This is a genomic window from Muriicola marianensis, from assembly GCF_014638095.1.
Taxonomy (GTDB): Bacteria; Bacteroidota; Bacteroidia; order Flavobacteriales; family Flavobacteriaceae; genus Muriicola; species Muriicola marianensis.
Genome location: NZ_BMFH01000002.1, coordinates 431,867 through 451,757 on the forward strand (window position 1 = coordinate 431,867; position 19,891 = coordinate 451,757).

A 19,891-nucleotide genomic window follows, 5' to 3' on the forward strand; every position below is an offset into this window, starting at 1 on the left:
CTGCAAAACATCGAACTGAAAACTGACCAAAAAACTAGGTATTTATGTTAAAGGAAGAGCGACAGCAGCTAATTATAAATGAGGTAGACCTGCATAACCGGGTTCTGCTCACAGACCTTGCGGAGAAACTGGATGTCTCCGTAGATACCGTAAGAAGGGATGTGAAGGAACTCGATGCCGGCAGCAAGTTGCGGAAGGTTCACGGGGGAGCGGTCTCCCTGGGATATACACATACCGCTGCCCGAAGTTCCAACATATATGCCCTGAACGAGAAAATGGCAATTGCCGAAAAGGCTGTCAGTATGCTAAAGGAAGGAGCCGTCATTTTTATTGACGGGGGTACCACCTGTCTGGAAATGGCCCGAATGATCCCTCCTAAATTAAAACTTACCTGTTTTACCTTCAGTCTCCCTGTAGCCCTGCAACTGGCGGGAATGCCCCATGTAGACCTGATTTTCATAGGTGGCAGGATCTCTCCTGAATCTATGATCTCCAACGGGGCCTATACCATTCAGCGTCTCGCTGAAGTGCGGTTCGATTATGCTTTTCTCGGTACGGGATATGTCGATGCCCTTCACGGGCTTACGGAATTCGACTGGGATGTGGTGCAGCTGAAGAAGGCTGTGATACGCGCTTCCAAAAAAGCTGTACTTTTGTGTATCTCGGAAAAACTGAATTCCCAGCATCGTTTTAAGACCTGTGATATCCACGAGATCAATACGATGATCACGGAATTATCCCCCGAGAATAACCTGTTGAACCTCTTTAGAAACCAGGACCTTCGCCTGATGTAATTATGACTGATTTTAAGAAGATCACAGAAGTAGATTCGGTCTATGACCGCCTGGAACACATGTCGACCTCTGAACTCCTGACCAGTATAAACCGGGAAGACCAGAAGGTGGCTGGTGCGGTAGCCCTTGTCATCCCGAAGATCGAGCAGCTTGTAGAACTGCTTACAGAACGCTTTTTAAAAGGGGGGAGGTTGTTCTATATCGGAGCAGGAACCAGTGGCAGGCTCGGGATCCTCGATGCATCGGAGATCCCTCCCACCTTCGGACTGCCACATGAACGGGTGATCGGACTCATTGCCGGAGGTGATTCGGCCATCAGGAAAGCCGTAGAATTTGCGGAAGACGACCGGGAGCAGGCCTGGAAGGACCTGGAGGCTTTTGGGATCAATGAGCTTGATACGGTGGTGGGGATCGCCTCTTCGGGTACCACACCTTACGTGATAGGCGGGGTTTCAACGGCTCGAAAGAAAGGCTTGCTCACCGCGGGAATTACCAATAATCCGGGGTCCCCACTTGCGCTGGAAGCAGAGATTCCTATCGAGATCCCGGTAGGACCGGAATTTGTCACGGGAAGTACCCGTATGAAAGGCGGGACCTCACAGAAACTGGCCCTGAATATGATTTCCACGGCCCTGATGATCCGAATTGGCCGGGTTCGTGGGAATAAGATGGTCAATATGCAATTGAGCAATAACAAACTGGTTGACCGGGGTACGCGTTACCTGATGGACAGCCTGGGCCTCGACTATAAAACGGCCACTGAGGTACTTCAAAAATACGGTTCGGTCAAAAAAGCGATGGACGAATACGGCAAATAAAACCCTAACTAACCGTTGGGTACCAGTTTGTAGATCCCTTTGTTCTCCACTGCCACGTAGATATAGCCATCAGGTCCCTGCCTGACGTTCCTGACGCGACCGACATTCTCCATCAGCTTTTCCCGGGAAACTACTTTTTCTCCTTCCATTTGGAGGCGCTCCAGGTACTGGAAGGAAAGTGAACCTACAAGAAGGTCTCCGTTCCAGTCGGGATAAAGGGGAGAGGTCACGAAGGTCATACCACTGGGGGCTATGGAAGGAATCCAGTAGTGTATGGGTTGTTCCATACCTTCCATCTCAGTCTTGTCCGTGATGGGGGTACCGCTGTAGTTGATCCCATAAGTGATCACCGGCCAGCCGTAATTGGCTCCTTTCTTCACGATATTGATCTCATCTCCGCCCCTGGGGCCGTGTTCGTGGATCCAAATCTCACCGGTCTCAGGATTTTTTACCATTCCCTGGGGATTGCGGTTCCCGTAAGTGTAAATAGCTGCTTTGGCCCCTGCTTCATTCACAAAGGGATTGTCGGAAGGGATCGTGCCGTCGTCGTTTATTCGGTATACCTTACCTCCGTCACGGGTTATGTCCTGGGGGTTCACATCCCGGTCGCCCCTTTCGCCAATAGTGAAATACAGGTAACCGTTATCGTCAAATTCAAGCCGTGAACCAAAATGTTGCCCTCGGGTCGTATTGGGGGTAGCCTTGTACAGAACTTCTACATCAGAAAGGGAATTACCTGTCAGTTTAGCCCTTGCCACTGCGGTGTTTCCACCTTTATCATCCCCTTCGGCAGAGGAATAAGAGAGATAGATCCATCCATTCTCCGCGTAACGAGGGTGTAATTCGATGTCGAGCAGGCCCCCCTGACCCCGGTAATACACGGAAGGAACATTAGTGATCTGGGTTTTTTCACCATCCTTGAAGTGGATGATTTCCCCGGACTTTTCAGTGATCAGCATACTGCCGTCAGGCAGAAAAACAAGTCCCCAGGGAATCTGCAGCCCATCGACGATCAATTCAGCAGAAAAATTGGTTTCCTCGGGAGTTTTGATCCCGTTATCTGACTTTTGGGCACACGAAATGACCGTCAATACAACGAAAAAACAAGTGATGAGGATACTTTTTTGCATTCCGAGACGTTATTTAATTTAATAATAATATTGGTCTAACACCAAAGATAAAGAGAAAATTATAGAACGATAACTACGCTCTGAATATACTGATCCCAAATCAACATATTCTTGCCATAACCAGGATTAACCTATGCTCCCTAAAAAAATCAGGCATTTTTCGTATGCCTTGCTGTGGTTGGCACTTTTTGTAATAGGTACATCTGCCATCGCAAACCCCAGCGTATTAAAACTGGTCTCTTCCCTGGATGGGACATCCCTTTTTGCGGATGTTTCAGAGGAAGCTGCAGCCGTGGAAGAGGTAACAGAGTCAGCAGAATCGCTAGGTCTGTCAGAGGACTTTTTTGCTCCTGCTGCTCCCATGTTTGTCACCATCATTCAGGGTGCCAATGAGGAGGTTACCTGTCCTAATGACGGGAGCACCCTGGCCAAATTCTTTCTTTGCGGAACCAGCGATGTCCGCACTATCACGTTGAGTCAATCAGGGTCTAGCTACGAATGGCAAAAGCTAGATCCCAACCGATGTGCCGCATCGGTTATCGAAGATTGCGCAAACACCAACAACACTTGTTATGACACCGTGGGTACGGGAGCTACCTACAATCTGTCAACCAGCGGGGAATTCAGGGTAAGAGTGGACGGAGGTCAGTATTACTATTTCAAATCCACTTTGAACCCCCTGAATCCCCAGCTGATCAAGGAAGATATAATATGTGGAAATCCGGGCAGGGTAGAGATCACCAACGTACCTGCAGGTTATGAGTACAGTCTCAACACTCCGGCGGGACCTTATCAGGATACACCTTACTTCGACATTACTGCCCCCGGTAGCTATATGGTCTATGTACGGCTCAAGAACGTATCGAGCAGTTCCTGTGTATTTCCTTCCAATTCCGTTACCGTACAGGACCTGAACATCAATGTGGATGTAACTGCAAACGACATCCTCTGTAGCGGACAATTGGGGAGCATAGACGTACAGGTAACCGGAGTTCCGGGTTTTTATACCTACCGCCTTATCAAAAACTCTGTTACGGTAGATACTTTTGGCCCGGATGCAGCGAGCAATTATACCTTCGCCAATGTGAGTCCGGGTACCTACAGCGTTAGGGTAGAGACGAACAAATGTAATGAGCTTATTACCCTGGATGTCAACTCAGACCCAATCGTCATCGGAAATGGGATCAGTCCGATAGCCGTCTCTGCTACGGCTAATGACAGTTTTGGTTGTGGAGCGGCTACTGTAGATGTGACTATCAACACCTCAGGAGGTACGCCGCCTTACCGCTATAGCTTGGACGGAGGGGGTAGTTTCAGTGCACCTTACGCCAGTACGGCTGTATTTACCGTCACCTCTGCCGGTACATATCCTATTTTGGTAGAAGATGCCAATGGTTGCCAGCGATCGGCCAGTGTGGATGTGGAAGACCTTCCTCCACCGGTTTTCACGGTCACCACCCAGGATGCGAATTGCGGGGGAGCCAACGACGGGCGTATCACGGTGAATGTGACCAATGGCTACGGGTATAACCTGGAATTCAGTAACAATAACGGGGCAAGCTATCAGGGAAGTAACGTATTTAATGGGCTGGCACCCGGCAGCTACGACGTGATGATCCGTTATCAACAGGGTAGTTTTGTCTGTACCACTCCTGCGACCGCTGAGACAGTTGGTACACCCTCCAATATTACTGCCACGGCTACGCCAGACAGTGTTCCCACCTGTCTTAATGAAAATGGAGGCCAAATTACCATTTCAGGGGTATCGGGAGGTACTCCGCCTTATGATTACAGCATAGGGGCCGGATTTAGCGCGACCACCGTCTTTACCAATCTGGGGGTAGGTACCTATACCCCTCAGATCAGGGATGCCAACGGATGTGTTCAGAGCCTGGCGCCCATCGTATTTAATCCCCTCGACAAACCCACGGATATGGATTTTACCATATCTAGCATCGACTGTCTAACGAGCACGGCTTCCGTGACTGTCGCCGTAACTGATGGTACAGCACCTTTTGTCTATGAGATCATTGCCCCGGCTGCCAGTGCGGTCAATAACGGGAATAATCCTGTGTTCACAGGCCTTGGCCTGGGAACGTACACATTCAGAGTGACGGATAATGAGGGATGTTCTTATGACGAGGTATTTGCGATCACGGACATCAGTTCGATCTCCGTACAGGCTCAGGCTACCAAGGTGGTCACCTGTGTGGGCGACAGCGATGGAGAAGGCCGATTCTTAGTGGATGGTTTCGCGACCACCTATAGTTATAGTATTGATGGAGGACCTTTGAATACCGGCGAGTCTAATGGGATCATTTCCCTGACCGGACTTAGTGCCGGAAGCTATGTGATCAACGTGACCGATGAGGATACCAACTGTACAGATACGGCTACCCTGGTCATACAGGAACCCGCAACCGCTTTTGCCATCAGCAGCCTGAACGTGAACCCCATGAGCTGCCAGAATGGGAATATAGGAAGCGTGACCATCAATACGGTAGGCGGATGGGGAGGAAACAGGTATACCCTGATTCAACCCGACCTTTCAGTAAGAGGGCCCAAGAACGGTAATACCTTCTCCAACCTCTCCCAGGATGGCCTGTACCAGGTAAGTGTAACAGACGCGAACGGATGTACGGTAACGGACAGTTTTACACTCACTTCCCTTTCAGCTCCGGTGCTGACCCTGGATGCAGCCACCGATTACTGCTATGACAATGTGGATGCAGCTACCATAGTCGTTAACGCCGCGGGCGGATTGCCCCCATACGAATTCAGGATCAATGGTGGTCCCTGGGTTGGAGCCAGTACGTTCAACGGGCTCACACCCAATACGTATACCGTACAGGTGAGGGATGCCAATGATTGCCGGGATGATGTAACGCTTACCATCGAGCCTGAGATCTCGGCTACAGCAGTTACCATTACAGAACTCAATTGCGGAGGTCCACCGGCCGAAATTCAGGTATCTATCAGCAATGGTTATCCCTCGGGTGGAAATTACGATATATATGAAGTAAGCATAGACGGAGCACCCTATACCTCCGATTCGAACCCTATCACAGGAAACTCCTTAGTTTACAGCATTCCCAATGACGGTTCTATCACTACTGATACTACTTTCCAGTTTCTGGTAAGTGACAGCCGGGGATGTACCACGGAAACCAATGTAGTGACCATTTCCCCTCCTGAATCCATCGCGGGTACTGCGGTCCCAACTCATACTACCTGTGGGGACGACAACGGGATCATAACTCTGGTTCCCGACACCAATTTCGGGGTCCCTCCTTACGAGTTCAGCGACAATGGCGGAGCTACCTTTGGCACCCAGAATGTGTTCTCAGGGTATGCCCCTGGTGTGTACAATACGTTTATGATTCGCGATAGCAGGGGATGTACCACACCTTTGTTATCTGCAACCATCAATGCAAGCGTACCTGTAGATGCCACCGTGGTGGCCAATGATGCCCTTTGCGCTGCGGGAACGACTTTCGGTTCCATTGACGTAACAGCAGTGGCCAATGGAAATCCCGATTATACCTATATAATTCAGGATATTAATGGCGTTACTGTTGCCACGGTAGGTCCTACTGCCAGTACCACTGTGAATTTCCCTAACCTGATCCCGGGCACCTATACCGTGATCACCCAGGATGCCTCGGGATGTGAGGACAGGGATACCGTGACCATCATACAAAATCAGATAGACCTTGTGCCTGTGGCAACGACCACCCCACCTGATTGTACTACGGCATTTACCTATATCGTTGACATTGTAGGGGGTACCCCTCCCTATCAGATCGGTCTGCTCGGAGGGCCTTTGGGTCCGCCCAATGTGGATATAGATACCCATGATTTCACGGGCCAGATCGCCTATGGGGTGACCTATTTCGTGGAAGTGATCGATGCCCTGGGGTGCCGCTATATTGAACAAATAGATCCTATATTAGGTCCAAACCCTATCTCGGTTGTCGCTACCGCCACATCGGCAGCCTGTGCGCCCAATGCCGATGGGTCGATCGATTTCCAGGTGGCCGGTATAGGTTCACCGGCCGATATTACCATCCAGTTGCAGGATACCAACACAGGAGCCATCATCAGCGGGCCTACGGTCCTGAACAATGAACCCATTCCCTATAACGGTAGCTTTACGGGTCTTCCTGCCGGGAATTATCAGGTCCTCGTGGAAGACAACAACACCAGTTGCCAAGCCAGCACCCTGGTGGACATTGTACCTAATGTGCCTGCCATTGTGATCGACAGCAACCTGCCGGCGACTTGTAATGTAGGCGCCCTGGTTACTGTCAGAGGTAATGGGGGAACACCTCCTTACGGATTTGCTTACGTGCCTTCAGGAAACCCAGCGCCTGCTGTATTCACCCCACAAACCACGTATGAGATTCCCGGGCCTTATCCGGCTAATTATGATTTTTACGTAGAGGACAGTTTTGGATGTACCAGTTTTACCACAGTTACCGTGACAGCAGAACCGGGTGTACCTGTACCTACTGTAGACGTCGTAAATCAGTGTACCGCCGTTGCAAATTATACCATCGACGTGACCTCACCCCTGAGTACGGGATCCGGTCTGCCCGATGAAACCTTCCAGTACGACATTGGAGGAGGATTCCAGACCAGTCCTAATTTTGTGGTCCCGAATCCGGGGGATTATACCATTACCGTGCGAGACGGAAACGGATGTACGAACACCGTAATAGCCAGGGTATTTGACTTCTTCGCCATTACGGCTGATGCCACCTCCGAGCCTACCTGTAATGCAGGAGACGGGGTGATCACGGTGAACACCAGCGGGGGTAGCGGGAATTTCCAGTATGAACTGGACGATGGGATCAATCCGCCCTTAGTGCAGGTCAATGACCCTGTCTTTATCAATATAGCGCCGGGTACCTATTCCATCCTGGTCACCGACCTGGATTCTAACACCGTGCCTTTGTGTACGGATACCGCCACGGTAGACGTCACTGTTGTGACCAATCCGGTTATTTCAGCAACACCCATGGGAGACGTTACCTGTAACGGTGCCAATGACGGATTCATAGATGTGGAGCTCCAGCCGGGAACAGATACCGACAGTCCGTTTACGTATGTACTGTACGATGGAAGTACGACCACTGTCCTGGCAGGCCCGCAGGGAAGCTCTCTCTTTGATAACCTGTCTCCGGGAACCTACCAGGTTGAGGTTATCTCAGACCGGGGATGTACGGACCGATCCGGGGATGTGATCATCACAGAGCCCACCCCACTTCAGATCAATGCCGTGAATACGGATTTCACCTGCGATCCCAACAGCAACCGATTTAATACGGCTACCATTACTATCTATACGGATACCAATGGGGACGGGACAGGAGTTGATACGGGAACAGCCCCTTATACCTACAGTATGAATGACGGTACCCCTGCATTTGACGGGACCAATTTCCAGACCAGCAATACCTTTGAGGTCATTGACAACGGAACCAACCAGACCATAATATTGACCGCAAGGGATCAGAACGGATGTGAGATCACCGATACGATCACGATCAATGCACCTACCGACCTGACATTTACTTACAATGTCAATCCACTGACCTGTGATGCCAGTGGGGTAGGGGTAAATCCGGGTTCCATCGAGATCATTGTGGATCAGGGACCCGGCAACTACGATGTGGAGATCCTCCCCCTGGGCTCTGCGGCTGTGCAGAATTCAGGCGGTACAGACCGGGTGATCTGGAGTATTGACACCCCTGGAGACTATATCTTTACCGTGACCGATGTAGGAAACGCCGGTTGTTCTTACCTCACGGCCGTGGTCAACGTACCGGAATACAACACTATTGACGCTGTCATCGCCGAAGTAAAACCCGTGACCTGTTTTAATGGTACAGACGGGGAGATCAGTATTCAGATCAACGACTATACAGGGGTATACAATTACGAGGTCTTTTCACGGGACAATGCAGGGGTGGAGACCAGCACAGGGGTCACCGGCACCTTTGACACGGCTGCTCCGGGTCAGAACCCCGGAGTCATCACCGGCTTGCCAGCCGGCAACCTTGTGGTCCACGTGGAAGCCCTGGACGATCCCTATTGTGATACGGTCAGTAACGTAGCAACGGTAAGGCAACCCGACAGGGCCCTTACGGTCACTGCCCAGCAGACTGCAGAGGTAACCTGCGCCATACCCGGGCTGGGAGAGATCTTCCTTACCGGAGATGGGGGATGGGGCGGATTTGAATACCAGGTCATCGCTCCGGACGGCAGTACGATCCTTCAGGATTTCCCGAGTACGAACAGGACCATTACCGACCTTTCAGACGGGACGTATACCATCAATGTACGGGATGCCGAAGGTTGTACGGCCACCAATACCATCACCCTGTTATTGCCCACGCCAATTTATGCGGATATACAGATCACCTCCCCTTTGAGATGTAACAATGACAATGATGCAGTCATCGAAGCCTTTAATGTGAGTGGCGGACAGGGTCCCGGAAATTATCTGTATCAACTCAACCGTCTTTCCAATGGCACCAGCAGTGGCTTGCAGACCACTCCGTCCTTTGCGAACCTATCTTCCGGGGACTACACCATCACGGTGTTTGATGGCTGGTCCTGTAGCTATACGACCATCCCTATCACGATTACCGATCCGGAAGTAGTGGTTGCCGAGCTCGTGGAATTACAGCCTCCCGGTTGTGGTGATTTCGGGATCATGGAACTGACTATCACCAATCCGGAACCGGGCGTGAGCTACTTTTACAGGAGATCGGGCACATCGGATCCTTTCCTGCCCCTGAGCACGGTAGACCCTCTGGCGATCTCTGTTCAGATCACCGAGGATATTACCCTGGATCCGGGTCCATTCCAGTACGATGTACAGAATTCTAACGGATGTCCTTTTGAGATTTCTAACCAGATCTCCCTCGATCCTGCGGCACCCCTGGTGATCAATTTGGATCTGACCAATGCCACCATCAATTGTGCAGGAGAAGCGACTGGGATCATCAGATCTGAGGCATTCGGTGGGATCGGAAATTATGTATATACCTTGCTGAACTCAGATGTACCTCCTGTCCCAACAGCAGGAAATACGGTTAGATCAGCACAGTCGTCCGGGATCTTCCGGAACCTGGGACCGGGTACCTACTGGGTCTTCGCCCAGAGTGGGGGCTGTACGGCCATTTCAACACCGATCACAATCGTGGATCCTCCCCCGTTAGTACTGGATTACATAGAGGCAGTGCCAGTCAGCTGTTTCGGTGACGTAGACGGACATTTGATCATCGAGGCCAGTGGAGGTACCGGTGTGATCCGATATTCCATCGCAGACCAGCTCAGCGAATTTTTTGAAGGGGATGACCCCATGTTCCCCAACCGCAAGACCTTTACCGACCTGGCTCCAAGGAGTTATGAGGTGATCATACAGGACGATCTGGGGTGTACCATCACCCAGACCATAACCATTACAGAACCGACCGAACTGGTGGCGGGGATAGGGAATTCCATTCCCGAGACCTGTCTCGGCGATGAGGACGGGGCTGTGACCGTCTTTGTGAATGGAGGTACGCCTCCTTATGAATTCGCCCTGAACTCCAATGACCCGGCCGACTTTGCGCCTAACCCCACCATGACCTTTACCGATCTGAGGGGAGGGGAGACCTATGTGATCTTTATCCGCGATTCCCGTGGATGTGAGACGAATGTGGTAGTCCCTGTGGATATAGGGGTCGACTTACAACCTGAGGCCGTGGTCAATTATGGTTGTGACGGGATATTCCCTAACAATACCGCTGTGGTCAACCTGGCGGATACCTCCCAGTATGCCGATCTGCTCTTTGCACTGGATCCGGCTGATCCCACGGACGCCATCACGGCCCAGGCAGATGTGGTCCGAAACTGGGGCGACCTCACGGCAGGAGATCATACGGTGTATATTTACCATTCTAATGGATGCAGCACCTTTGTCGATTTTACCATTGACGCCTATGATCCATTAACACTCGACCTGTTCAAATCAGGGCCCAATGAGCTTACGGCTACGGCCACGGGAGGATTCGGGGGATACGAATTCTACTTCCAGGGCGTAAACCAGGGCAGCCTGAACACCTATGAGGTAAACGAGGATGCCACGGTTACGGTACGCGTGGTAGACGCTGGGGGTTGTGAAGCCATCATGTCCATACCCTTCGATTTTACAGGTATGCTGGACATCCCCAATTTCTTTACCCCGGATGGAGACAACAACAATGACTTATGGTTCCCGAGGAATCGTGAATTCTTTCCGAATATAGAGGTAAAGATATACGATCGCTATGGCCGTGTGGTGGCTGTGCTGGACCAGGTTTCGGGTTGGGACGGGACGTACGACGGCCGTGAAGTTCCCACTGGGGATTACTGGTATGTGGTCAATGCCAACGACAAGGAAAAACAGCAGTATGTAGGGCATTTCACCCTGTATCGATAACACACCGGAACGGGGGACCTATTGCCCTAATGGAAAGATGTCTTTAAAATAGAGCCGTTTTCCAGAAGGATAGGATAGGAGTACCCGCTTCCGAGGTCGACGTTGAGTTGAACCAGAGCCCTGACAGTAATTGTTTTTCCTTTTTTAACAGGCTCCGAAGTGGTGATCACCAGGTCGTAGCTGTCCTTACTTCCGTCCTGCAGGTGTATCCAGTTCCTGCCCATGATTCCTTCATTTACCTTGGTGACGGCACCTTTTAGCTCAACTTTTTTACCCTCGTATTTCTCTGGGTTATCCACCAGGTCGGCAATTTTTATTCGTCCTGAGAAAACGGCTGAACTATCCTGCTGGTCCGCAATACTTTTTTCAATGGTCTTTACCTGTTCCTGGTCGATGGGCGACTTGCTGAATCCGTGCATATCTTGTCCATGGGCTTCTGGAACCAGGGAAGTAACCAGGTAAAGAGTATCAAATACTCTGCTCAATTCCTTGCTTTCGAAATTTGTCTTAAGGATGGATTCGTTGAAATAATAAATATCCCCGGTCTTTATTTCCTTTTTCTGGGTGGAGATCCAGAACGAACGGTCATCTTCTTTTACCAGGGCGTAGTTATATTTATCCCCCGAAATCACTTCGGTCACTTCTACCTTCCTCATTTCCCGGCTCACATCCGGGTCGAGAATTGACTTGTCCAGGGTTCTGGTAATGGTATAGGGTTCCTTTGATTTAGGGCCGTCCAGGCAGGAGGTGAAAATAATCAGGGCGATAAAAATTCCCGTGGGTCTCAGTAGGGGTTTCATGTATGCTCGTTCTTCGGTTAACTGTGATTTAATAGCCTTATGGGGTATCTATGATAGCCTGTTCTATGATCAGGTCCGTGATGTGTTCCTTTGAGGTCGACCTGCACTTCTGGTGATACAGTTTTCTCATCACCCGGTTCGTCACGATCTCGACAACTGCCGGGTCTTTGATTTTCAGATTCTGATGGAGGTAGCCCGCCGTATTCTTTCTTACCTGTAATTTGTGCTCTCCGAGTAAACGGTGTAAAGCCCTCTCCTCCAGCCAGGAACCATAAGACTGAAGCTCTTCCCTGATGATGTTCCTTACAGATTCCAGGGCCATAGTCCTTTGCACTCTGTTGTGCTCTAGCTGTGCTGAGATGGCATCGAGGTTAAACAAGGTGATGCCTGACTGATGCGATAGTTCCGGATCCATATTGGAGGGAAGTCCCAGGTCCAGTAATAATCTGGGTTTGGTACAATCATTTAATTTTTTGACAATATACCTGCTGTTGCCTGCTGCACCAACGATGATGTCAAAATCTCCAAAATCATTGGCCAGGACCTTATCCCATTCGTAGATCTCACAATTGTACCTCTTTTTGAGAACCATTGCATTCTTTTGGGTCCTGTTACTGACCGATATCTTTTTGAATTTGAATTTACCGTTGTATTTGAAAAGTTGTCTTACAATTTCTCCGGCCCCGATAAAGAGCATTTTTTTCTCGTATATGTCTTCCTCGCTGAAGAACTGAACCATGGTCTTAAGCGACTTGTAGGCCAGGGAGGTGGTCCCATCCCGGAACAGGGTCTCGTTCCTTATCCTTTTGTGATTCCGGAAGACCATCTGCATGGTCCGTTCGAGGAGGGATCCCTGCAGGTCCATGGCCAAAGAGCTTTGGTAGGCTCGTTTAACCTGGGCGATGATTTCCACATCACCCAGAACTTTTGAGAGTAAGCCTGATGATACCTTCAGGAGATGCTCGGCCGTTTCCAGGGTATTATTTGTATGGGAGAACAAAGCCGTTTCGCCATGATTCCTCTTCTCGTTTAAATACGCGAGGAAGAATTCAAGGAATTCGTAGGAATTGGTGGAAGCCGATTCAAAGTAGACCTCTGTCCTGTTGCAGGTTACCAGCACCATCAGGCCGCTGACATCCGGAAACCGCTCCACACATATCCCGGCAAAGGCTTTTTTTCCTTCTTCCGGGATATAATATCTCTCACGTTCCCCAACAGGGGATGTAAGATGGGAGATGCTGATGGATCTCAGGTTGGTATTCATGTTAATGCTACAGGGGTTCTTTTTGTGCATGGGACCCTTTTTACCGTGCTTTAAAACAGGTATTACGGATCACGCTAAGTTTGTGATTTCGTCCTATTCCTTGAGCGTACGTATGTAGTTTACCACTAACCATACGTCTTCTTCGTAGGGAATCTTCTTTTCGAAATTTGGCATATCGTCTCTTCCGATATAGCTTTTGTAGAAGATTTCGCCATCGGTTTGCTCGTGGAATTCCTCAGAGGAGAAATCGCCGAGATCTCCCGTCATTTCCGCAGCTTTTGGTCCGTCTCCATATCCTTCTTTCCCATGGCAGGATTTACAGTGCTTGTCATATAAAGACTTCCCGATATTCAGGTCTTTTTTGGGATCGGTCGGGTTTTTCATGTTGACGTATTTATCCGGCACCACCCATTTTTCCTGAACGATAGTGGTGAAGGAATACAAGGCGAAGGATATCACCCCGATGATCATCAATGATTTGATTGTTTTCATGTTTGTTTATTAAGATTTAGAAATTTTATATAGGTTTCTGATCAGATACACAATTGGTCCCCACGTCACAGCAATGAGTAAGATAGTGAAAACAAGAATAAATATCGGTGTTTTGCTTCGCGGCGACCATAGGGTTCTTTCATTAAAACTGGTGTCCAGGACGATGGGCTCTCCATAGGGTGCTTCTGTCACAGCCTTTACGGTGCCGTACTCATCACTTTCAGGTAGAACCACCTCAATATTGAGGATGCCTTCCAGTCCGGGAATACCCGCTTCTACAGGTACAAATACAGTGCCATTCTCATCTGTGTAATTAAATTCCTCACCTATCCTCAGGGGCCGGATCAGGCGCTGTACCTGTACCCTAAGGGATACGTCAGTTACCGGAAGTCCTGTACCTACATCCGTAAGGGTAGCCTGAATATAATTGATACTGTCTTTTTGTTCCAGCCTGGTTTCAATATGGGCATCCTTGAAACTCGTGGTTCTGGAGCCGCGTTTGAAATCATCATTTCCTCCGAATGACACCCCAACAGTATACATTCCTGTAGAATCAGCTTTCATCTCAGATAGAGGAGGTAAAAGAAACCTGCTTTTCCCGCTCATATCCGTCCTGGCTGTTCCAAGAGGGAATTCTTCGTATTCGTATTCGTAGTAAACTTCAAGGTCAATACCAGGAACATCCACCATTTGCCGATCTATGCGGGAGATCACCTTGATATCGAGATAGCTCTGCCCCTCTATAACCTTGGTATAATCAGCTTTGATCCTTACACTGTTCTTTTTCTTGTCCTGTGCCTGTATTCCAGAAATCAGGAATACCGAGAGGAAGATCCAGAGCACATAGAATAAACCTGATCTGATTCGCGTCTCTGATTTCATGATGGGATCTTTTTAAATGAGGCTTCCGTATTCATTTCCTGTTCATCTGCTGTTCGCTGGATAGGCACTACGGGCAGGTACCGAACCAACAGGGTAATGATCAGCAGGGCCATGGCCAGGGTGGCGATGGTGATGATCCATTCATGGGCACTGGGGAAATAAGATCGCCAGGATTCCGGTACTCCCTGAATAGGCATAAAGGGCTCGAGCAGGGTAGGGGTAATGATAATGTAGCGTTTCCACCAGGACCCGATCACAACCACCATTCCAATAAAGAACATAGGAAAAGGTTTGCGGCCTTTTTTAAAGAACAATAACAGGACAGGGATCACCAGACCCACAATGGTCACGAACCAGAACAGTCCGGCGTAATGCCCGGTTAGAAGGGATTCCAAATGTGCGTCTTCTCCTTTTTTGGCTGTAAAGAATGGGACCACATATTCGATAATGTTGAAATACAGGTAAATGATACAGGCTAGCGCCAGGAGTTTACCCATCTTGTCAAAATGGTATTCAGTGATGTATTCCTCGAGTTTCCGGGTTCTTCTAACAATATAGATGACGGTCACGAGGGCTCCTGTACCGGCTACGAAAGCTCCTGAAATAAAGTAGGGCGCCAGGGCCGAGCTGTCCCACCCGATCCTGTAGGTGGTGGAGAATAACCAGGCATCTATGGTCTGTAGCATGATGCCGGCAAGCAAGAATAGGATGGATAGGACCGTAATGGATTTTGCGTGGATCACTTTTTGTTCCTCACTGCCTTTCCATTTAAGTGAAAGTCGGCCATACCACCTGCTCAAGCGGGGTTTAGAAGTTTCAAAATGCTTCTTAAGAATCGCAAAATCCGGCAGAAGAGGGAAATACAGCATCAACAGGCTGATCACGATAAAGGTGGGGATAATGATGATATCCCAGGTGATGGGCGACTGTAGTCGGGCGTGGATAAACAGGTACATGACCCTGTCTGGCCTGGCCATATCCAGGGTGATCGTGATCCCGGCCATAATGATACAGGCCAGGGTAATAATCTCCGCGATCCGCACCAGGGGGGTCCGCCAGGAATTGTTGGTCAATCGGAGGATGGCCACTGCTGCCGATCCCACAAAACTGGTGGCTACAAAGAAGACAAAATTGGAGATATAGATCCCCCAGAGGGCGTAGTCCCTCATATTGGTTACCTTCTGCCCCTGAATGACCTGATCTGCATAGGCGATCACACCCAGGATCACAAGTACCACAAGGAACCCTATCCAGATCATTCCGGTCTTCCCGAATTTCCCGGGAGCCAGATCCGATACGATGTCATCAAACTTTTTCATTCTTCAGTGGGTTTTTCAACAGATTCAAATTCCTTGAACTCCGATAATCCATCTTCAAAATCTACAAGTCGATCCACAGGAGGCAGGTAATATACACTGGGCTCGGTGCCCAGTCCCTCGAGCATTCGGTAACCCGCCTTGTCCTCCAACAGTTTGCTCAGCCTGAGGGTCTCTTCCCCGTTGGTAACCGTATCTTCGTATTTATCTCCAAAATAGAAGACGCCATTGGGACAAGCGGTGACGCAATGGGGCAGCTCTCCCTCTTTAACCATATGTGGGCAGAAGTCGCATTTGTCCACTGTACCTTTTAAACTGGGCCTTCCGGCGTATTCAGGAGTAGGCTCTACACCTGTCATATCCATGTTCAGCGTAACCTCCTGCCCGGGATCCCCCCAATTGAAAACTCGGGTAGAATAAGGACAGGCAGCCATACAGAAACGACATCCTATACAGCGCTCATTATCGATGAGTACCAGGCCGTCCTCTCTCTTAAAAGTGGCATCCACCGGACAAACCGTTACACAGGCCGGCTTATCACAGTGCTGACACATCATAGGCAGCCAATAGGGTGCAGTATCTGCAGATTCCTGCATTTTATAGACCTTGAGCCATGCGTTCTCTCCTGTTATATAGTGGTTCTTGTTACAGGATTGTTGGCATTTAAGGGCGTTTTTGCACTTGGCCAGGTCGACAACCATGACGAACTTTCTGTTCGGTATCCCCTCCCTGACGTTGTAGTCCATTGAATAATGGTGATGGTGTTCCACCTCCATTACCTCTGAGGTATCGACCTCCACGATGGTCCCGTCTGTGGTCATGAGCTCCATGGTCTCACCCGTGGGAGACTTCTCCTCTGAGAATTTGGCCGAAAGTTTAGAAAGACCTATGCCCCCAAGCACCCCTGCAACCCCCAGTTTCAGGCCCCGGTCCAGGAATTTTCTCCTCGTTTTTTTGTTGTTTTCGTCCATGATCAATAGGGTGATTACATTTTTTTATCCAGCCATTTCCTGAAGGAGGAGTTAGGAATATTTTTTTTGACGACCTTGGAATTCTCCAGGGTACGGGCCTTTACCTTTACGATGCTCCCATCGGGTTTTAAGAGGGTTTTGTACTCTTCATCTCCCTCGTTCTTCTTCAATTTGGTCTTTTCTTCAGGTTTTGAATACCCCATGAATGGAAGTAGGAGGGTAGTTCCCAGTAGGGGGAGGAGCCCCCTCCTGCTGATGGGGCCGTCTTTTTTTGGTGGATGTGCCATGGTCGTCTGAAAGTTAGAAGTTATAGAGTCGCGTGATATTGAATCCTATCAGGAAATCCCCTTCAAAGAAATTGTTCTGGTTAAACATGATGTTTTGCTGGGGAACGATTCCCTGGTAACTCGACAGGAACAATTGAAATGCGTGAGAGGAGGTCCTGAATTCCACACCTACACTGATTCCTGCTTCGGGATCCATATCCAATTCTGCACCGTCGAGGTGGTGGATGAAAGGCTGGGTATAATCCACCAGGATAGCCGTTTGAGAACTGATCTTGTACCTGCCTCCCAGGGACATGGCAATGACGTCATTACGCATACGCTGGGGAACCAGATTGTAGTGGGATACACTGACGGCACCCTGTAAGGATAGCTTGGAGTCGAATCGCCTGGAGACGATCAGTTGGTTGAAATAGGAATATCGGTGCTGTTCTACCAGGAAGTTCTCTTTGCCTCTGGCATCGATTACGAAGTTACCGTAATAGGTCACATTCACCGGGATACTTCCGGATCGCGTCTGGCGGAGCAGCGCTACTTTCCAGTTAAAATCCTGTAGCCTGTTGAATTTGGAAGTACCAAATCCAAGAGTAAGCCTTTCATGAGGTGCATAACTAAGGGCTATGCGGATGTTGGCCGGAGCCCAGATCCCGATAAGGTCGTTAGTGCCCGAATTGACTACCCCGAACCGGTGTGCCATATGCACCTCCAGCGTATTCTTTATAAAGGTAACGTCAGTGGGATTGTCTATGATATACGAACTCTCAAATGCTGGCCTCTCTGGTCTTTCGACAACCTTTTCCACTATGGTGTCCTGGGATAACAGGGAGAGTGGGGCTAACAGGAAAGAAACGAATAGGAAGCTGAATTTTTTCATGTTGAAGGGTCTTATCGGTTTAATTATTTTCGGCTCCACGGTCTATCCAGGCCTTGATCAGGGCGATGTCTGCATTGTCCATGACAAATCCAACATCCAGCGGATGTCCGTTCCCGGGAAGTCTTTGATAGAAGGTACTGCCCTCAGCGTCTCCGGGTACGATCTGGGAGATGATATCGGCATAGGCGTTCCCTGCCTGTAGGTCAGGGTTGGCGACGTTTCCGTTATGGCAGGCGGTACAGTCCTTCCCGGATTTCGCAAAAATGGGTTCAATATCTGTACTGAACGAAATGGTCTGATCCACGGGGATATCAGGCAAAGGCTGACTCAGATCGATCTCCTGGTCGTAGTAACACGAGAAGTTAAAGAGGATCAGGCTGCTCATCAGGAAGAAGGAGATGCGTTTTTTCATTTTCTTCATTTTACTGTTATGGGTCTCGGGTCTTCTTTTTATGCCTTGTATTCAGTGCAAACTGTCCATCAGTCCATTCCGGCTGGCTCAGAGTTCCCGAAGTGTATTTTAAAAAGCCCGGGCAGGGAATTGGGCCCGGGCTTTAATAGATTCCTAATTTTGTAAAGCCTCAATGGAGTTCTTCAGGAGGGCCCTAGAATACGCGGGGTTATGCGTTCCTCTACTTTGGTCTTCGAGCAAGGTCTTATAGTTCCAGGCAGCCTGGGCTTCTTGAACAGTGAATATTCCGGAGTTGGAACGATCGGTATTGTCAGGAGCAAAGTCCACGATTAAACCAACCACAGGAACTCCCGTACCCACAGGATTACCGTCGGCATCATAAACCGGATTTCCGTCGGCATCTTCTTGGAATTCCTCACCCACAACGTTTTCCAGGAGGGATTTAAGGGTGATCATATCTTCCGTATAGCCAGCCAATTCAGAAGGAGCACCGTTTGGATGACATTGCAAACATGCGGCCTCGGTGGTCTTCCAGGAGTGTAAACCTTTGCTTGTATCAGATGATTCCCCCATGTGGCAGGATACACAGGAAGATCCAGTACGGTGGGTGGCAGAAGCCACGGCAGGATAACCTTCAGAACCTGGGAGGTTGGCCCCCAGAATACCTTCAAGCATGGTGGCTTGCGGCCCGTGGTGTGGTCCAAAACGAGACGTATTCACAACATATAACCCACTGGAGTTCGTCGCTGGGATTTCATAAGAGTCGCGTGGTTGGTGGCATGAAATACAATTATTACTGGCGCCTTCAAAATCTAAGGTATAGTTAGGGTCCAGGAACAATTGCTGCCCGTCCGGGTTCCTTAATGCGTAATCCGGCCCGTCGTTTTCAAAGTCGAATGTTCTATGGCTGTCGTGACAGGTATTACAGGAAATTGTATTAGGACTGGTGTAAGGGCCTAGGGCCGCACCGGTTTCCAATAGGTCGATAAATCCATCGCTCCCGTGGCACTGTGCACAACCTATCCGGGCTTCTGCAAAACCAACGGATCCTGAGGCGTGTGCGGAAAGTTCAAAGGATGCGAAAATGGGCTCTCTTGTAGTATTGGAGTGACAGCTAACGCAGGAAGCGGTGCCATCGACCCCGTCAACCCCGTCAATTCCGTCCCGCCCATCTGCTCCGGGAGGCCCGACGATGGGATCTGGGATTTCGAGGTCACTGGTACACTGGATCATTAAAAATCCTGATGCTATGATCATCAGGCTGCGAAGGAGGTGTGAAGTTTTCATGTAATTCCCAATTAGATATTTAAATTCTGGATGAAATTAGGAGAGGATTAAGAGGATTCATATGACATTTGTCATATTTTAAAATAATCTTAAA

Annotated in this window: 14 protein-coding genes; 3 read left to right on the forward strand and 11 right to left on the reverse strand. The window is 49.4% G+C overall.

Translation table 11 applies throughout. From position 1 onward, the window contains the following. The first annotated feature begins 44 nt into the window (after positions 1-44). On the forward strand, positions 45-794 hold the full coding sequence (locus tag IEV19_RS12900) for a DeoR/GlpR family DNA-binding transcription regulator (protein ID WP_188371145.1): 750 nt from the start codon (positions 45-47) through the stop codon (positions 792-794). 2 nt (positions 795-796) lie between these two features. Further along, positions 797-1,612, forward strand: coding sequence for an N-acetylmuramic acid 6-phosphate etherase (locus IEV19_RS12905; protein ID WP_188371146.1), 816 nt, complete (start codon positions 797-799; stop codon positions 1,610-1,612). 8 nt (positions 1,613-1,620) lie between these two features. Here IEV19_RS12905 and IEV19_RS12910 read toward each other — a convergent pair whose 3' ends face one another. Then, positions 1,621-2,742, reverse strand: coding sequence for a PQQ-dependent sugar dehydrogenase (locus IEV19_RS12910; protein ID WP_188371147.1), 1,122 nt, complete (start codon positions 2,740-2,742; stop codon positions 1,621-1,623). A 133-nt stretch (positions 2,743-2,875) separates the two neighbouring features. Here IEV19_RS12910 and IEV19_RS12915 point away from each other — a divergent pair, with 133 nt between their 5' ends. Next, complete coding sequence (locus IEV19_RS12915; RefSeq protein ID WP_188371148.1) at positions 2,876-11,215, forward strand: T9SS type B sorting domain-containing protein; 8,340 nt, start codon at positions 2,876-2,878, stop codon at positions 11,213-11,215. 26 nt (positions 11,216-11,241) lie between these two features. Here the strand turns inward: IEV19_RS12915 and IEV19_RS12920 are convergent, their stop codons facing one another. From IEV19_RS12920 to IEV19_RS12965, 10 genes are all read right to left on the reverse strand, one after another. After that, positions 11,242-12,015 (reverse strand): GW dipeptide domain-containing protein, encoded by a 774-nt coding sequence (locus IEV19_RS12920; RefSeq protein WP_188371149.1) that lies wholly within the window; start codon positions 12,013-12,015, stop codon positions 11,242-11,244. A 37-nt stretch (positions 12,016-12,052) separates the two neighbouring features. Then, on the reverse strand, positions 12,053-13,309 hold the full coding sequence (locus IEV19_RS12925; protein ID WP_188371150.1) for a glutamyl-tRNA reductase: 1,257 nt from the start codon (positions 13,307-13,309) through the stop codon (positions 12,053-12,055). 63 nt (positions 13,310-13,372) lie between these two features. Next, the gene (locus IEV19_RS12930) at positions 13,373-13,771 is read right to left on the reverse strand and encodes a c-type cytochrome (protein ID WP_229732604.1); all 399 of its coding nucleotides are present in this window, start codon (positions 13,769-13,771) and stop codon (positions 13,373-13,375) included. 9 nt (positions 13,772-13,780) lie between these two features. Next, positions 13,781-14,653, reverse strand: coding sequence for a hypothetical protein (locus IEV19_RS12935; RefSeq protein ID WP_188371151.1), 873 nt, complete (start codon positions 14,651-14,653; stop codon positions 13,781-13,783). Next, positions 14,650-15,972, reverse strand: coding sequence for an NrfD/PsrC family molybdoenzyme membrane anchor subunit (gene nrfD, locus IEV19_RS12940; RefSeq protein WP_188371152.1), 1,323 nt, complete (start codon positions 15,970-15,972; stop codon positions 14,650-14,652). The genes IEV19_RS12935 and nrfD overlap by 4 nt, the downstream gene beginning before the upstream one ends. Beyond that, entirely contained in the window at positions 15,969-16,940 is a 972-nt protein-coding gene (locus IEV19_RS12945; protein ID WP_188371153.1) for a 4Fe-4S dicluster domain-containing protein, read from the reverse strand. The genes nrfD and IEV19_RS12945 overlap by 4 nt, the downstream gene beginning before the upstream one ends. Positions 16,941-16,954: 14 nt before the next feature. Beyond that, positions 16,955-17,227: a hypothetical protein gene (locus tag IEV19_RS12950; RefSeq protein WP_188371154.1), complete on the reverse strand. Its 273-nt coding sequence runs from the start codon at positions 17,225-17,227 to the stop codon at positions 16,955-16,957. Positions 17,228-17,240: 13 nt separating this feature from the next. Continuing rightward, a complete protein-coding gene (locus IEV19_RS12955) occupies positions 17,241-18,098 on the reverse strand; it encodes a DUF5777 family beta-barrel protein (RefSeq protein WP_188371155.1) in 858 nt (285 codons plus the stop codon). A 19-nt stretch (positions 18,099-18,117) separates the two neighbouring features. Next, a complete protein-coding gene (locus IEV19_RS12960; RefSeq protein WP_188371156.1) occupies positions 18,118-18,510 on the reverse strand; it encodes a hypothetical protein in 393 nt (130 codons plus the stop codon). 153 nt (positions 18,511-18,663) lie between these two features. Then, positions 18,664-19,797, reverse strand: a complete 1,134-nt coding sequence (locus IEV19_RS12965) for a cytochrome c3 family protein (protein WP_188371157.1) — start codon at positions 19,795-19,797, stop codon at positions 18,664-18,666. Positions 19,798-19,891 lie beyond the last annotated feature (94 nt).

Excerpts from the sequence above, each read along its gene's own strand:
- IEV19_RS12900 (WP_188371145.1), top strand. The coding sequence starts at position 45 with ATGTTAAAGGAAGAGCGACAGCAGCTAATTATAAATGAGGTAGACCTG.
- IEV19_RS12905 (WP_188371146.1), top strand. The coding sequence starts at position 797 with ATGACTGATTTTAAGAAGATCACAGAAGTAGATTCGGTCTATGACCGC.
- IEV19_RS12910 (WP_188371147.1), bottom strand. The coding sequence starts at position 2,742 with ATGCAAAAAAGTATCCTCATCACTTGTTTTTTCGTTGTATTGACGGTC.
- IEV19_RS12915 (WP_188371148.1), top strand. The coding sequence starts at position 2,876 with ATGCTCCCTAAAAAAATCAGGCATTTTTCGTATGCCTTGCTGTGGTTG.
- IEV19_RS12920 (WP_188371149.1), bottom strand. The coding sequence starts at position 12,015 with ATGAAACCCCTACTGAGACCCACGGGAATTTTTATCGCCCTGATTATT.
- IEV19_RS12925 (WP_188371150.1), bottom strand. The coding sequence starts at position 13,309 with ATGCACAAAAAGAACCCCTGTAGCATTAACATGAATACCAACCTGAGA.
- IEV19_RS12930 (WP_229732604.1), bottom strand. The coding sequence starts at position 13,771 with ATGAAAACAATCAAATCATTGATGATCATCGGGGTGATATCCTTCGCC.
- IEV19_RS12935 (WP_188371151.1), bottom strand. The coding sequence starts at position 14,653 with ATGAAATCAGAGACGCGAATCAGATCAGGTTTATTCTATGTGCTCTGG.
- nrfD (WP_188371152.1), bottom strand. The coding sequence starts at position 15,972 with ATGAAAAAGTTTGATGACATCGTATCGGATCTGGCTCCCGGGAAATTC.
- IEV19_RS12945 (WP_188371153.1), bottom strand. The coding sequence starts at position 16,940 with ATGGACGAAAACAACAAAAAAACGAGGAGAAAATTCCTGGACCGGGGC.
- IEV19_RS12950 (WP_188371154.1), bottom strand. The coding sequence starts at position 17,227 with ATGGCACATCCACCAAAAAAAGACGGCCCCATCAGCAGGAGGGGGCTC.
- IEV19_RS12955 (WP_188371155.1), bottom strand. The coding sequence starts at position 18,098 with ATGAAAAAATTCAGCTTCCTATTCGTTTCTTTCCTGTTAGCCCCACTC.
- IEV19_RS12960 (WP_188371156.1), bottom strand. The coding sequence starts at position 18,510 with ATGAAAAAACGCATCTCCTTCTTCCTGATGAGCAGCCTGATCCTCTTT.
- IEV19_RS12965 (WP_188371157.1), bottom strand. The coding sequence starts at position 19,797 with ATGAAAACTTCACACCTCCTTCGCAGCCTGATGATCATAGCATCAGGA.